The organism is Pseudomonas sp. Z1-12 (assembly GCF_051132015.1).
Taxonomy (GTDB): domain Bacteria; phylum Pseudomonadota; class Gammaproteobacteria; order Pseudomonadales; family Pseudomonadaceae; genus Aquipseudomonas; species Aquipseudomonas zanjanensis.
Genome location: NZ_CP071647.1, coordinates 6,351,873 through 6,364,942, shown reverse-complemented (window position 1 = coordinate 6,364,942; position 13,070 = coordinate 6,351,873). Strand labels below are relative to the sequence as shown.

At 63.4% G+C, this 13,070-nt stretch carries 16 protein-coding genes; 2 read left to right on the top strand and 14 right to left on the bottom strand.

What is annotated here, in order from left to right:
• Positions 1-9: 9 nt before the first annotated feature.
• From hemW to J3P85_RS27845, 8 genes are all read right to left on the bottom strand, one after another.
• Positions 10-1,209, bottom strand: coding sequence for a radical SAM family heme chaperone HemW (hemW, locus tag J3P85_RS27880; RefSeq protein WP_434704212.1), 1,200 nt, complete (start codon positions 1,207-1,209; stop codon positions 10-12).
• A complete protein-coding gene (rdgB, locus tag J3P85_RS27875; protein ID WP_250963760.1) occupies positions 1,206-1,802 on the bottom strand; it encodes an RdgB/HAM1 family non-canonical purine NTP pyrophosphatase in 597 nt (198 codons plus the stop codon). The genes hemW and rdgB overlap by 4 nt, the downstream gene beginning before the upstream one ends.
• Positions 1,799-2,233 carry a DUF4426 domain-containing protein gene (locus J3P85_RS27870; protein ID WP_434704211.1) on the bottom strand — a complete coding sequence of 145 codons (435 nt, stop codon included), beginning with the start codon at positions 2,231-2,233 and terminating at the stop codon, positions 1,799-1,801. Before J3P85_RS27870 ends, rdgB begins: the two co-directional genes overlap by 4 nt.
• A gap of 25 nt (positions 2,234-2,258) precedes the next feature.
• Positions 2,259-2,879 carry a methionine biosynthesis protein MetW gene (metW, locus tag J3P85_RS27865; protein ID WP_053126236.1) on the bottom strand — a complete coding sequence of 207 codons (621 nt, stop codon included), beginning with the start codon at positions 2,877-2,879 and terminating at the stop codon, positions 2,259-2,261.
• A 7-nt stretch (positions 2,880-2,886) separates the two neighbouring features.
• Positions 2,887-4,026 (bottom strand): homoserine O-succinyltransferase MetX, encoded by a 1,140-nt coding sequence (metX, locus tag J3P85_RS27860; protein ID WP_003177487.1) that lies wholly within the window; start codon positions 4,024-4,026, stop codon positions 2,887-2,889.
• A 265-nt stretch (positions 4,027-4,291) separates the two neighbouring features.
• On the bottom strand, positions 4,292-4,882 hold the full coding sequence (locus J3P85_RS27855) for a YggT family protein (protein WP_072405911.1): 591 nt from the start codon (positions 4,880-4,882) through the stop codon (positions 4,292-4,294).
• A 10-nt stretch (positions 4,883-4,892) separates the two neighbouring features.
• A complete protein-coding gene (proC, locus tag J3P85_RS27850) occupies positions 4,893-5,711 on the bottom strand; it encodes a pyrroline-5-carboxylate reductase (protein ID WP_434704210.1) in 819 nt (272 codons plus the stop codon).
• A gap of 35 nt (positions 5,712-5,746) precedes the next feature.
• Complete coding sequence (locus tag J3P85_RS27845) at positions 5,747-6,433, bottom strand: YggS family pyridoxal phosphate-dependent enzyme (protein WP_434704209.1); 687 nt, start codon at positions 6,431-6,433, stop codon at positions 5,747-5,749.
• A gap of 53 nt (positions 6,434-6,486) precedes the next feature.
• On the opposite strand from J3P85_RS27845, the gene J3P85_RS27840 reads away from it, so the two are divergent.
• On the top strand, positions 6,487-7,521 hold the full coding sequence (locus J3P85_RS27840) for a type IV pilus twitching motility protein PilT (RefSeq protein WP_434704208.1): 1,035 nt from the start codon (positions 6,487-6,489) through the stop codon (positions 7,519-7,521).
• A gap of 147 nt (positions 7,522-7,668) precedes the next feature.
• On the opposite strand, the gene J3P85_RS27835 is transcribed toward J3P85_RS27840, so the two are convergent.
• Positions 7,669-8,280, bottom strand: a complete 612-nt coding sequence (locus J3P85_RS27835) for a C40 family peptidase (RefSeq protein WP_186729237.1) — start codon at positions 8,278-8,280, stop codon at positions 7,669-7,671.
• A gap of 248 nt (positions 8,281-8,528) precedes the next feature.
• Between J3P85_RS27835 and J3P85_RS27830 the strand changes: the two genes are divergently transcribed.
• Positions 8,529-8,957, top strand: a complete 429-nt coding sequence (locus J3P85_RS27830) for an NINE protein (RefSeq protein WP_186710353.1) — start codon at positions 8,529-8,531, stop codon at positions 8,955-8,957.
• 124 nt (positions 8,958-9,081) lie between these two features.
• Here the strand turns inward: J3P85_RS27830 and J3P85_RS27825 are convergent, their stop codons facing one another.
• The 5 genes from J3P85_RS27825 to J3P85_RS27805 form a co-directional block, all read right to left on the bottom strand.
• Complete coding sequence (locus tag J3P85_RS27825; RefSeq protein ID WP_434704207.1) at positions 9,082-10,353, bottom strand: dihydroorotase; 1,272 nt, start codon at positions 10,351-10,353, stop codon at positions 9,082-9,084.
• On the bottom strand, positions 10,350-11,354 hold the full coding sequence (locus J3P85_RS27820; RefSeq protein ID WP_434704206.1) for an aspartate carbamoyltransferase catalytic subunit: 1,005 nt from the start codon (positions 11,352-11,354) through the stop codon (positions 10,350-10,352). Before J3P85_RS27820 ends, J3P85_RS27825 begins: the two co-directional genes overlap by 4 nt.
• A 24-nt stretch (positions 11,355-11,378) precedes the next feature.
• Positions 11,379-11,885 (bottom strand): bifunctional pyr operon transcriptional regulator/uracil phosphoribosyltransferase PyrR, encoded by a 507-nt coding sequence (gene pyrR, locus J3P85_RS27815; protein ID WP_053126217.1) that lies wholly within the window; start codon positions 11,883-11,885, stop codon positions 11,379-11,381.
• An 84-nt stretch (positions 11,886-11,969) separates the two neighbouring features.
• Positions 11,970-12,407 carry a Holliday junction resolvase RuvX gene (gene ruvX, locus J3P85_RS27810; protein WP_003177497.1) on the bottom strand — a complete coding sequence of 146 codons (438 nt, stop codon included), beginning with the start codon at positions 12,405-12,407 and terminating at the stop codon, positions 11,970-11,972.
• A complete protein-coding gene (locus J3P85_RS27805; protein WP_186710357.1) occupies positions 12,407-12,976 on the bottom strand; it encodes a YqgE/AlgH family protein in 570 nt (189 codons plus the stop codon). The genes ruvX and J3P85_RS27805 overlap by 1 nt, the downstream gene beginning before the upstream one ends.
• Between the last annotated feature and the right edge of the window lie 94 nt (positions 12,977-13,070).

Genomic DNA, 13,070 nt, shown 5'->3' with positions numbered 1-13,070 from the left:
TTGTGTTGATCAGCTCAGAAATGTCTGCAGCAAGTCATTGAGAAACAGCTGTCCGCGCTCGGTGGCCGCCAGACGTGTCGGTTCGACCTGCAACAACCCGCTTTGTTCGGCCTCGCGCCGGCCTTCGGCCAGGCTTTCAAGTGGCAGCCCGGTGCGCTCCGGGTACAGCCGCGCTTCCACGCCTGCGGTCAGGCGCAGGGCGTTCATCAGGAACTCGAACGGCAGTTCTTCGTTGGCCAGGGTTTTCTCGCCGGCCTGGAAGCTTTTGGCCGGGTTGAGGTAGTCCTTGGGCAGGCGGGTCTTCCAGGTGCGCACGATGCGCCCGTCCGGATGGCTGAGCTTGCCGTGGGCGCCGGCACCGATGCCGATGAAGTCGCCGAAACTCCAGTAATTGAGGTTATGCCGGGCCGCCCGACCGGGCTGGGCGTAGGCCGAGACTTCGTATTGGGCGTAGCCGTGTTCGGCCAGCAAGGCCTGCCCGGCTTCCTGGATGTCCCACAGCGTGTCGTCTTCGGGCAAGGTCGGCGGCTGGTTCCAGAACACCGTGTTCGGCTCCAGCGTCAATTGGTACCAGGACAGGTGGGTCGGCTTCAAGGCGATGGCCTGGCGCAGGTCGCTCAAGGCGTCGTCGAGGGACTGGTCGGGCAGCCCATGCATCAGGTCCAGGTTGAAATTGTCGAACCCGGCCAGGCGGGCCATGCCGGCGGCGCGCACCGCCTCGTCACCGTTATGGATCCGGCCCAGGGCTTCGAGCTTGGCCTGCTGGAAGCTCTGGATGCCAATGGAGAGGCGATTGATGCCCAGGGCCCGGTAGGCGACGAACTTTTCTTGCTCGAACGTGCCGGGGTTGGCTTCCAGGGTGATTTCAATGTCCGGGGCGAACGCTATCCGCGCTTCGACACCCTTGAGCAACCGGCCCAGGGCTTGGGCACTGAACAGGCTCGGGGTGCCGCCACCGAAAAAGATCGAGCTCAGCGGGCGACCGTAAACCGCGTGCAGGTCCTGGTCGAGGTCGGCCAGCAGGGCGTCGACATACTCTTCTTCCGGCAACTGCGGGCTGGCGGTGTGGGAGTTGAAATCGCAATACGGGCATTTGCGCACGCACCACGGGATGTGGACGTATAACGCCAGGGGCGGCAGCACCGGCAGCGGCGCCCGAGGCGTTTGGACACCGCCATGAATCAGCGGTGCGGGAGCGTCATCGATCATTGCAGGCCCAGGCGTTGACGCAGCAGGGCCATGGCGCGGGCGCGGTGGCTCAGTTGGTTTTTTTCCACCGGCCCCAGCTCGGCGCTGGAGCAATTGCGCTCCGGCACCCAGAACAACGGGTCGTAGCCAAAACCGTGCTCGCCGCTGGCTTCGGTGAGGATGCGCCCGTGCCACAGGCCCTCGCAGAGGATCGGCAACGGATCGTCGGCGTGGCGGACCAGGGCCAGCACACAGACGAACTGTGCGCCGCGCTCGGCTTCGGGCACGTCCTTGAGGGCATCGAGCAGCTTGGCATTGTTCGCCGCGTCACCTTTGCCGTCAGCGTAGCGGGCCGAGTAGATGCCCGGCGCACCGCCGAGGAAGTCCACGGCCAGCCCGGAATCGTCGGCCAGCGCCGGCAGACCGGAGATACGCGCGGCATTGCGGGCCTTGAGGATGGCGTTCTCGACGAATGACAGGCCAGTCTCTTCCGGTTCCACCTGGCTGAATTCGCCAATCGAGCGCAACTGCACCGACCCGCCGAGCATGGCCTGCAGTTCCTTGAGTTTGCCGGCGTTGTGGCTGGCCAGCACGAGTTGGGTAAGGTTGATCATTGGCCCGGGAACAGTTCCTGGTTGAAGTTGAGGGTGTTGATCTTGTCGCCGGTCTGCACCTTGATCTCGAAGGTGCGGGTTTCCTGCTGGGGCACCGGATACTGGGCGATGTAGTAGATCGCGCCTGGCTCGATCACCTGCTTGAATTGCAGCGGGATGCTCTGGCTGGTGAGGTCTTTCACCGTGCCGCTGACCTGGGCCATCAAGGGCTTGCCGCCCTTGATCACCGACACATTGATCACGCCCTGGTTCTTGCTGCGGATCAGCTCGGCGCCCTTGGCGATCTCGGGAGTCAAGAAGGTGGAGTTGAACGTGTTGTAGTGCACGGTGACGTCACCGAACACTTCCTTGCGCTCGCCCTTGATGGCGTCGGCGGCCATGGCGCCAACGCTCAGGCAAGCGGTGATCAAAAACAACGCTAGACGTTTCATGTCGTGCTCCTGGTGAGGCCGGGGCTCACACCGCGACCTGATGATCGGCCAGGCCTGGGCTGCTGACCCGATAGATGCCTATTTCCCCTAACAGATTAGGCCATAGCTTGCTGGCCCACCCGTGGCGGTGCTGCTGGTCCACGGCCAGGCGATCGATGACCTTGGCTTCACGTTCGTGGCACAGCGCTTCGAAATCCTTGAAGGTGCAAAAGTGGATGTTCGGCGTGTTGTACCAGGTGTAGGGCAGGAAATCCGAGACCGGCATGCGGCCCTTGCTCGCCAGGTACCAGCGGCAGCGCCAGTGGCCGAAGTTGGGGAAGGTGATGATGCACTGGCGTCCGACCCGCAGCATTTCGTCGAGGATCTTGTCCGGGTAGTGCACCGCTTGCAGGGCCTGGGTCATGACCACGATGTCGAAGCTGTTGCTGGCGAAGTTGCCCAGGCCCTTGTCCAGGTCCTGCTCGATGACGTTGATGCCCTTGGCGACGCACTCGGCAATGTTGTCCGGGTCGTTTTCCAGGCCGTAGCCGGTGACCTGCTTGTTGTCCCGCAGCCAGGTCAGCAGTTCGCCGTTGCCGCAGCCCAGGTCGAGCACGCGGCTGCCGGCGGGGATCCATTCCTGGATGATGTCCAGATCGGCTCTCATGGCGTCCTCACAGCGTTATACGGTTCATGTAGTTGCCGAACGCCTGCAGGTAGCGCGGGATCGGGATCAAAAAGGCGTCGTGGCCCTGGGGCGCGTCGATTTCCAGGTAGCAGACGTCCTTGCGCGCGGCCATCAGCGCATCCACCAGCTCCCGCGAGCGCGCCGGGGAGAAGCGCCAGTCGGTGGTGAACGACATCACACAGAACTTGGCGGTGGCGTTGGCGAAGGTTTTCGCCAGGTTATCGTCGAAGTTCGCCGCCGGATCGAAGTAGTCCAGCGCCTTGGTCATCAACAGGTAGGTGTTGGCGTCGAAACGCCCGGAGAACTCCTCGCCCTGATAGCGCAGGTAGCTCTCGACCTGGAACTCGACGCTGTGGAAGTCGTAGTTGAGCTTTTCGCTCTTGAGGCCACGGCCGAATTTCTCGCCCATGGAGTCGTCGGACAGGTAGGTGATGTGCCCGACCATGCGCGCCAGCATCAGCCCACGCTTGGGGATCACGCCGTGTTCCTGGAACGAACCGCCGTGGAATTCCGGGTCGGTGAGGATCGCCTGGCGGGCCACTTCGTTGAAGGCGATGTTCTGCGCCGACAGCTTGGGCGCCGAGGCGATTGCCAGGCAGTGGCGCACGCGGTCCGGGTAGGTGATGGTCCATTGCAGGGCCTGCATGCCGCCCAGGCTGCCGCCGATCACCGCCGCCCACTGGCCGATGCCGAGGCGGTCGGCCAGGCGCGCCTGGCTGTGGACCCAATCTTCCACGGTCAGCACCGGGAAATCGGCGCCGAAGGGCTTGCCGGTGTCCGGGTTGAGGCTGCTGGGGCCGGTGGAGCCGTTGCACCCGCCGAGGTTATTCAGGCTGACCACGAAGAACCTACTGGTGTCGATGGGCTTGCCCGGGCCAATGCAACTGTCCCACCAGCCGGGCTTGCGGTCGTCAATGCTGTGGTAGCCGGCGGCATGGTGATGCCCCGACAAGGCGTGGCAAATCAACACGGCATTGCTCGCCGTGGCGTTGAGGGTGCCGTAGGTTTCGTAGATCAGGTCATAGGCTGGCAACGAACGGCCGCAGGCCAGGGCCAGGGGCTCGCTGAAATGCGCCATTTGCGGCGTCACCAGACCAACGGAATCGGGGGGAAAGGCAGCTGGCATCGACCCTGCTCGCGTTGAAATGAGGCGTAAGTCTAAAGACCGCTGGGGTTAGCGGCAAGCAAACGGCGGCGCTGATTGTCCGCTGATGCAAACCCTGTGGTGACTGGATCAATCTGTGGCGAGGGAGCTTGCTCCCGCTGGGGCGCGAAGCGGCCCTGACAGCTGCCTCCCGGGACTGTCTGGACGACGGGGGCGCCTGGTTTGGGGCTGCTTCGCAGCCCAGCGGGAGCAAGCTCCCTCGCCACAGGAAAAGCTGCAGCGTGCTTTAGATCAGCAACCGCAGGATCTCCGGCATCATGGTCATCGCCGCCAGGTTATTGATCACCAGCATGTCGATCAGCTTGAGCACCATGAACGCCAGGATCGGCGAGATGTCCAGGCCGCCGAGGTTCGGCACGATGCGGCGGAACGGTGCCAGGGCCGGCTCGCAGATCTGGTTCACCAGTTCGGCACCCGGGTTATGGCTGCCCGGCGCGACCCACGACAGGATCACGCTGATGATCATGGCGAAGAAGAAAATCTTCAGGAACAGCGCGGTCACGCCAATGATCGACCAGATCAGCAGTTGCAGCGGGTTGCCGGTGGTGCCGTAGGTCAGCAGCAAGGTCAGGGCCATCAGTGCCAGTTGCACCAGGATCGCCAGGACCAGCGACGACATGTCCAGGCCGAACAGGCTCGGGATGATCCGGCGCAGCGGCTTGAGCAGCGGCTGGGTGGCCTTGACGATGAACTGGCACAGCGGGTTGTAGAAGTTGGCGCGCACCAGTTGCAGCACGAAGCGCAGCAGTACGATCAGCAGGTACAGGCTGCCGAGGGTTTGCAGCACGTAGACCGCTGCAGTGTTCAATCCAATCATGAATGGCTCCTTATTGGCCCAGTTGTTCGGCCATTTCGGCCGAGCGGTGCGCGGCGGCGCCGAGTGCTTTTTCCACCAGGGCTTCGAAGCCCCCGGCCTGGAACGATTTGATGGCCGCTTCGGTGGTGCCGGCCGGCGAAGTCACGCGGTGGCGCAGCTCGGCCGCATCGACATCGCTGGACACCGCCATGTGTGCGGCACCGAGGGCGGTCTGCAGGGTTAGTTGGGCGGCGGTTTCCCGGGACAGGCCAAGCTTCTCGCCAGCGGCGGTCATGGCTTCGATCAGCAGGAAGAAGTACGCCGGGCCCGAACCGGAGACGGCGGTGACGGCGTCCAATTGCTGTTCGGTGTCCAGCCACAGGGCCAGGCCCACCGCCGACAGCAGTGTTTCGGCCTGCTGGCGTTGCTCGGCGCTCACCTGTCCGGTGGCGAACAGGCCGCTGACACCCTGGCGCAGCAGCGCCGGGGTGTTGGGCATGCAGCGTACGATCGGCTGCTCGCCGAGCCAGTTGTTCATGCTGGCGCAGGTGATGCCCGCTGCAATCGACACCACCAGTTGATGGGGCTTGAGGCTTGGGCGCAGGGCCTCGCAGACGGTTTTCATCGCTTGCGGCTTGACCGCCAGCACGATGACATCCGCGCCGTCGATGGCCTGGGCGTTGTCGGCAAAGGTCTCGATGCCGTGCTCGGCGCTGACTCGGGTGCGGGTCTCTTCACCTGGATCGCTGGCGCGGATCAGAGAAGCGTCCAGACCCTTGGCCCGCAGGCCGCCGATCAGGCTGGCGGCCATGTTGCCGGCGCCGATGAAAGCAATACGCGTGTTGCTCATGACAGGTCCTTATAAAGAGATGAGTCGGCCATGGTTCAGGAGTGACCGTAGTCGCGGGCGCCAAACAGGGCAGTGCCGATGCGCACCCAGGTGGCGCCTTGGGCAATGGCCGACTCCAGGTCGTGGCTCATGCCCATGGAAAGTGTGTCCAGCGGCAGTGCCAGGCTGGCTTGCAGGCGTTGAACGGCGGCGAAGGCCGCATCCTGGGCGGTGCGGTCATCGGTGGGTTCGGGAATCGCCATCAGCCCACGCAGCTTCAGGCGCGGCAATGCGCTGATGGCGCTGGCCAGGGCGGGCAGGTCCGCCGGGGTGCAGCCGGATTTGCTGGCTTCACCGCTGACATTGACCTGAATGCAGATGTTCAGCGGCGGCAATTCGGCCGGACGCTGCTCGGACAGGCGCTGTGCAATTTTCAAGCGATCCACGGAATGCACCCAATCGAAGTGTTCGGCGATAGCACGCGTCTTGTTCGATTGAATGGGGCCGATGAAGTGCCAGATCAAGGGCAGGTCGGTCAATTCGGCCTGTTTGCCCAAGGCCTCTTGCAGGTAGTTCTCGCCGAAGTCCCGCAGGCCGGCGACATAGGCTTCACGCAGGGCCTGGGCGGGCTTGGTCTTGCTCACGGCCAGCAGTTGGACGCTGCCTTCGGCACGTTGGGCGGTCTGCTCCGCAGTGCGGATACGCGAACTAACCTGAGCAATGTTGTCTGCTATCGTGGACATAAAGGAGCGCCAGCGGTGAGGTTCGCGGCATTCTACTGGAATTGAGGAGCGCTATGGATATCACTGAACTGCTGGCCTTCAGCGCCAAACAGGGGGCGTCGGACCTGCACCTGTCCGCCGGGCTGCCGCCGATGATCCGCGTGGATGGTGACGTACGGCGGATCAACCTGCCGGCGCTGGACCACAAGCAGGTCCATGAATTGATCTACGACATCATGAACGACCGGCAACGGGTGGATTACGAAAAGTTTCTGGAAACCGACTTTTCCTTCGACGTGCCGGGCGTCGCGCGGTTCCGGGTCAACGCCTTCAACCAGAATCGCGGCGCGGGGGCGGTGTTCCGGACCATTCCGTCGAAAGTCCTGACCATGGAAGACCTGGGGATGGGCGAAGTGTTTCGCAAAATCACCGAGGCTCCGCGCGGGCTGGTGTTGGTGACCGGGCCGACCGGCTCAGGCAAGTCCACCACCCTGGCGGCCATGATCGACCACCTCAACAGCCACAAGCACCATCACATCCTCACCATCGAAGACCCTATCGAATTCGTTCACGAACCGCGCAAATGCCTGATCAACCAGCGCGAGGTGCACCGCGACACCCAAGGCTTCTCCACGGCCCTGCGTTCAGCCTTGCGGGAGGACCCGGACGTGATCCTGGTGGGCGAGATGCGCGACCTGGAAACCATCCGCCTGGCGCTGACCGCCGCCGAAACCGGGCACCTGGTGTTCGGCACCCTGCACACCACGTCGGCGGCCAAGACCATCGACCGGGTGGTGGACGTGTTCCCCGGCGACGAGAAGTCGATGGTTCGCTCGATGTTGTCGGAGTCGTTGCAAGCGGTGATTTCCCAGACGCTGATCAAGAAGATCGGCGGCGGCCGGGTCGCGGCCCATGAAATCATGCTGGGGACCTCGGCCATTCGGAACCTGATCCGGGAAGACAAGGTGGCGCAGATGTACTCGTCCATCCAGACCGGCGGCTCGCTGGGGATGCAGACGCTGGACATGTGTTTGAAGGAATTGGTGAACAAGGGGCTGATCAGCCGCGAACATGCCCGGGAGCGGGCGCGTACGCCGGATAATTTCTAGAGATGGGGTGTTTTTGCGGGCCTCATCGCGAGCAAGCTCGCTCCCACACTTGATCTTCAGTGACCACAGAAATTGTGTTCGCCGCAAATCAATTGTGGGAGCGAGCTTGCTCGCGATGAGGCAATCAGTTGCAACACAAATGCTGGATCAGCGCTGAACCACGCGCATCGCGCCCGGTTCTTTCGGCAGCACTCGCTTGGCGACCACGTAATGGGTGTTCCAGTACGGCTTGTTCAGCGTGTCGATGGTCACCGACTTGCCACGGCGCGGGGCGTGGATGAAACGGTCGTTGCCCAGGTAGATGGCCACGTGGTTGACGCGGCGGCTCTTGAGTTTGAAGAAAATCAGGTCGCCGGGCTTGAGGTCCTTGCGCTCGACTTTCTCGCCATGACCGGCAGCCATGGCGTTGGAGGTGCGCGGCAGGTCGAACGTGGCGTCGTTGAACGCGTATTTCACCAAGCCACTGCAATCGAAACCTTTACTTGGGCTGCTGCCGCCCCAACGATAAGGTGTGCCGAGGACATTCACGGCGCGGCTCAGCACGTTGCTGGTCGTCTTGGTCGCCATGGGTGGCACCAGGCGACTGTGAGCGGTGCTCACGCGCTGGACGCCCTGCTTGTTCTTGCTCGAAGGAGCAGAAACATGGGATTTCGGGGTGTAGCCGTTGACGTTGGGAAGACGTTGCTCACGATTGGTGGCGTGGGCGGCCAGTGGCAATAATAGGCAAATGGTTAGCCATGTCTTGAAAAATGGACGCATTAGGCAGGGCTCATAAAGGTTAGCGCGCAACTTTATAACAGCTTTTTTTGTCATTCCGAGGCCGTTTGTCGATCCGAAACCCAGCGTAAACCCTGCACCACTGCGGCAATTTGACTTGATTGTCCGACAGAAGCCCGGTACCACGGGCGTTTCCTCGGTCCGAGTCGTCCAGGACCGCTTGTCGGCGAGACACAAAAAAGTCACAAAAAGTCAGAACAAATTTTTCTATCGAGGCAAAAGAGGCATTAATGAACAGCTATCAGCAGGACGCAATCCGCGATACCCACAGCAAAGTCATCGGGTATCTGCTGTGGATTTTGGGTTTTACCGGCGCTCACCGTTTCTATTACGGCAAGCCGGTCACGGGCACGATCTGGTTTTTCACCTTCGGCCTGCTGGGCATCGGTTGGTTGATCGACCTGTTCCTGATCCCGGCCATGGACCGCGAAGCGGACCTGCGTTTCACCCCCGGGCCCATCGAGTACAGCGTGGCTTGGATTCTGCTGACGTTCCTAGGGGTGCTGGGCGTACACCGGATGTATCAGGGCAAGTGGCTCAGCGGGATCCTCTACCTGCTGACCGGTGGGGTGTTTTTCCTTGGGGTGCTGTATGACTTCTGGACGCTGAACGATCAGGTGTCGATTCGGAATGCGCAGAAGCGTGGGGCTTTTCACTAAGACCGAGTCGCCTGCATCGCAAGCAAGCTCGCTCCCACATTGGATCGGAGGTGTTCACATATCCTGTGTTCACCGAAGATCCCCTGTGGGAGCGAGCTTGCTCGCGATAGGAGCGGCGCGGTTTTCAGGCCTGGTGGGTAATCCGCCCATCCATCAGCGTATAACGCACCACACCCGGCAGGCTGTGACCCAGGAACGGGCAGTTGTCGCCCTTGGAGCGCCAGGCCTCACCGGCCACGGTGGACGCGCTAGGGTCGAACAGCACCAGGTCCGCCGCGGCGCCCACCGCGAGTTTCCCCGCCGGCAGTTGCAGCGCCTGGGCCGGGCCGGCGCTCAGGCGCGCCAGCAAGGTCGGCAAATCCAGCAAACCGTCTTCCACCAGCGTCAGGGCCAGCGGCAGCAGCAGTTCGACGCTGCTGATGCCCGGTTCGGTGGCGCCGAACGGAGCCAGCTTGGCATCGCGCTCGTGGGGTTGGTGATGGCTGGAGATGGCCGAGATCACGCCGGATTTCACAGCCTCGCGCAAGCCATCGCGGTCGGCGCGAGTGCGCAGCGGCGGCTGGACGTGGTAGACGCTGTTGAAATCGATCAGCGCTTCGTCGGTGAGGATCAACTGGTACAGCGCGACGTCGGCGGTCACCGGCAAGCCGCGGGCCTGGGCCTGGGCGATCAATGCGGCGCCGCGGGCACTGGTCAGTTGGCTGAAGTGAGCGCGCACGCCGCTTTGTTCCACCAACAGCAGGTCCCGGGCCAGGGCCACGGTCTCGGCGGTTTCCGGGATGCCCGGCAGGCCGAGGAAGCTGGCGGTCGGGCCTTCATGGGCGAGGCCACCTTCGGCCAGGTCGTGATCCTGGGAGTTGAAGATGACTGTCAGGCCGAAAGTCGCCGCGTATTCCAGGGCGCGGCACAGGGTACGGGTGTTGCGGAAATTGTTCAGGCCATTGCCGAACGCCACGCACCCGGCGTCACGCAGGGCGATGAGCTCGGCCAGTTGTTCGCCTTCCAGGCCTTTGCTCAGGGCCCCGATCGGGAAGACCTTGGTGTTGCCGGCTTCACGGGCGCGGTCGAGGATCAGTTCGGCCACGGCCGAGGTGTCCAGCACCGGTTTGGTCTGCGGCGGGCAGCACAGGCTGGTCACGCCACCGGCAGCGGCGGCGCGGGTTTCGCTGATGATGCTGCCTTTGCGGCTGTAGCCCGGTTCGCGCAGGGCAACGTTCAGATCCACCAGGCCGGGCGCGGCCACCAGGCCTTGGGCGTCGAGGATTTCGGCGGCGACGAAACCTGTCGGCGCCGCGCCAAGGGCGACGATCTTGCAGGCATCGATATGAATGTCAGTCACTTGATCCAGGCCGCTGGCTGGATCGATCACGCGTGCGCCGAGAATGCTGAGCTTCACTGGGCGTTCTCCTGGTCGAATTGGCGCTGGGCCGTTTGTCCGCTCATGGCCATGGACAGCACGGCCATGCGGATGGCGATGCCGTAGGTCACCTGGTTGAGGATCACCGAGTGCGGCCCGTCGGCTACCGCTGACTCGATCTCCACGCCGCGGTTGATCGGCCCCGGGTGCATGACGATGGCGTCCGGCTTGGCCCCGGCCAGGCGCGCCGTGGTCAGGCCGAACAGGCGGTAGAACTCGCCTTCGCTGGGCAGCAGGCCGCCGGTCATGCGCTCGCGTTGCAGGCGCAGCATGATCACCACGTCCACATGCTTAAGGCCTTCGGTCATGTCGGTGTAGACCTTCACGCCGTATTGCTCGACGCCGATGGGCAGCAGGGTTTTCGGCGCGATCACGCGGATATCCGGGCAACCGAGGGTCTTGAGGGCCAGCATGTTCGAGCGGGCCACTCGCGAGTGCAAGATGTCGCCGACGATCGCTACGGACAGGTTCTCGAAGCTGCCCTTGTGCCGACGGATGGTCAGCATGTCGAGCATGCCCTGGGTCGGGTGGGCGTGACGGCCGTCGCCGCCGTTGATGATCGCCACTTGCGGGCACACATGTTCGGCAATGAAGTGCGCTGCGCCCGAATCACCGTGGCGCACAACGAACATGTCGGCGGCCATGGCTTCAAGGTTGCGCAGGGTGTCGAGCAGGGTTTCGCCCTTGCTCGCCGAGGACGTGGACACGTTGAGGGTGATCACGTCCGCCGACAGGCGCTGGGCCGCCAGTTCGAAGGTGGTGCGGGTACGGGTGGAGTTTTCGAAGAACACGTTGCACACGGTCTTGCCGCGCAGCAACGGGACTTTTTTCACCGCCCGGGCGCCGACTTCGAGGAAGGAGTCGGCGGTGTCGAGGATTTCCGTCAGCAGCTCGCGGCGCAGGCCGTCGAGGGACAGGAAGTGCCGCAGCTGGCCCTGATCGTTGAGCTGCAGCGGGCGCTTGGTTTCGAGAGGCGTCATCGCGATGGACTCTTACAAGGGCAGTTAAAGGGCAAGGTCTTGCAGTTCGAGTTGCAGCGGCGACGGCCCGGAGAGCTTGACCCGCTCGTGGGCGGCCAGCGTCAGCGTCGCGCCGACCACGTTCGGTCGGATCGGCAGCTCGGCGGCGTCCAGGTCCAGCAGGCACACCAACGTCACGCTGGCCGGGCGACCGTAGTCGAACAATTCGTTCATGGCGGCGCGGATGGTCCGGCCGCTCATCAGCACGTCGTCGATCAGCACCAGGTGCTGGCCTTCGATCTCGAACGGCAGCGCCGAGGGGCGTACCTGCGGGTGCAGGCCGTTCTGGCTGAAGTCGTCGCGGTAGAAGGACACATCGAGGGTGCCCAGCGGCGATTGGCTGCCCAGTGCTTCGAGCAAGGCCTGGGCCACCCAGACGCCACCGGTGCGAATGCCGATGTAGCGCGGTTCGCTGATGCCGCGTTGTTCCAGGTGCGCCGTGAGACGAATCGCCATCTGGCTGATCAGTTCGGCAGGATTGGGCAGGCTCATGCTGGCTCCTTCAGGTTCCCGGGCCGGTGGTGGGCGGCGCGGTCTATCGCTAAGAGAAAGCGCCTTGGCGGCGCTTTCAAAAAATCAGGTTTCGAACAGGGCGGCGTTGGCGTCGAGCCAGCCTTGCAGCAGCAGGGCGGCGGCGATGGCGTCCACCGGGTTGTCGCGGTAACTGCCTTTCTGTCCGCCGCGCACCAGGCGCTCGCCCTTGGCCTCGAAGGTGGTCAGGCGCTCGTCATGGGTATAGAAGGGCAGGTTGTAGCGGCCGTTGAGTCGGCGGGCGAATTTTTCCGCGCGCAGGCACATGTCGCTGGGCGTGCCGTCCATGTTCAGCGGCAGGCCGACCACCACGGCATCGGGTTTCCACTCCTTGATCAGCGCTTCGACCTGGTTCCAGTCCGGCACGCCATTCTGCGCCTTCAAGGTGCACAACTCGCGGGCCTGCCCGGTAATGACCTGGCCGACCGCCACGCCGATCTGTTTGGTGCCGTAATCGAAGCCCAGCAGCAAGCGCAGGGCCATCAGGCGTGTCCTGCCTGGCTGGTGAGCAGGCTGAGGTTGACTCCCAACCGGCTGGCCGCCGCTTCCAGGCGCAGTTCGCTGCTGGTATTGAACAGGATGTCGGCGTCGAACGGGCAGGTCAGCCAGGCGTTATCCGCCAGTTCGGCTTCCAGTTGCCCGGGCTCCCAGCCGGCATAGCCGAGGGCGATCAGGCTTTTCGCCGGGCCGACGCCATCGGCGATGGCGAACAGCACGTCCTGGGAGGTGGACAGCGATAAGCCGTCCAGGTCCACCGTGGCCTGGAATTTGGGGCCCGACGGATGGAGCACGAAGCCGCGATCGGTCTGCACCGGGCCGCCGATGAAAATCGGCACGTGCTGGCACAAGAGTGGCGGTTCCACCTCGGGCCGCAACTGCTCGAGAATGTCCGCCAGGTTCAGCTCCTGCGGCCGATTGACCACCAGCCCCATGGCCCCATTGGCCGTGTGCTCGACGATGTAGGTCAAGGTGTGGGCAAAGTTCGGATCGGCCATGTGCGGCATGGCAATCAGGAAGTGATGCTTGAGGTAGGTGGGGCTGACGTTTTTCATAGGCGCTAGTGTGGCGGCGCAGGGCCGAACTGACAAGCTGGGGATGTGCGGGAAATGCCTGAGAATGACCCAGATCGCCCCTGTGGGAATGAGT

Excerpts from the sequence above, each read along its gene's own strand:
- J3P85_RS27805 (WP_186710357.1), bottom strand. The coding sequence starts at position 12,976 with ATGAAAAACGTCAGCCCCACCTACCTCAAGCATCACTTCCTGATTGCC.
- J3P85_RS27845 (WP_434704209.1), bottom strand. The coding sequence starts at position 6,433 with ATGTCCACGATAGCAGACAACATTGCTCAGGTTAGTTCGCGTATCCGC.
- metX (WP_003177487.1), bottom strand. The coding sequence starts at position 4,026 with ATGCCAGCTGCCTTTCCCCCCGATTCCGTTGGTCTGGTGACGCCGCAA.
- J3P85_RS27855 (WP_072405911.1), bottom strand. The coding sequence starts at position 4,882 with ATGATTGGATTGAACACTGCAGCGGTCTACGTGCTGCAAACCCTCGGC.
- proC (WP_434704210.1), bottom strand. The coding sequence starts at position 5,711 with ATGAGCAACACGCGTATTGCTTTCATCGGCGCCGGCAACATGGCCGCC.
- J3P85_RS27830 (WP_186710353.1), top strand. The coding sequence starts at position 8,529 with ATGAACAGCTATCAGCAGGACGCAATCCGCGATACCCACAGCAAAGTC.
- hemW (WP_434704212.1), bottom strand. The coding sequence starts at position 1,209 with ATGATCGATGACGCTCCCGCACCGCTGATTCATGGCGGTGTCCAAACG.
- pyrR (WP_053126217.1), bottom strand. The coding sequence starts at position 11,885 with ATGAGCCTGCCCAATCCTGCCGAACTGATCAGCCAGATGGCGATTCGT.
- rdgB (WP_250963760.1), bottom strand. The coding sequence starts at position 1,802 with ATGATCAACCTTACCCAACTCGTGCTGGCCAGCCACAACGCCGGCAAA.
- J3P85_RS27820 (WP_434704206.1), bottom strand. The coding sequence starts at position 11,354 with ATGACGCCTCTCGAAACCAAGCGCCCGCTGCAGCTCAACGATCAGGGC.
- J3P85_RS27840 (WP_434704208.1), top strand. The coding sequence starts at position 6,487 with ATGGATATCACTGAACTGCTGGCCTTCAGCGCCAAACAGGGGGCGTCG.
- metW (WP_053126236.1), bottom strand. The coding sequence starts at position 2,879 with ATGAGAGCCGATCTGGACATCATCCAGGAATGGATCCCCGCCGGCAGC.
- ruvX (WP_003177497.1), bottom strand. The coding sequence starts at position 12,407 with ATGGCCCTGCGCTTGCTGCTGGGCTTCGATTACGGCACCAAACAGATC.
- J3P85_RS27870 (WP_434704211.1), bottom strand. The coding sequence starts at position 2,233 with ATGAAACGTCTAGCGTTGTTTTTGATCACCGCTTGCCTGAGCGTTGGC.
- J3P85_RS27835 (WP_186729237.1), bottom strand. The coding sequence starts at position 8,280 with ATGCGTCCATTTTTCAAGACATGGCTAACCATTTGCCTATTATTGCCA.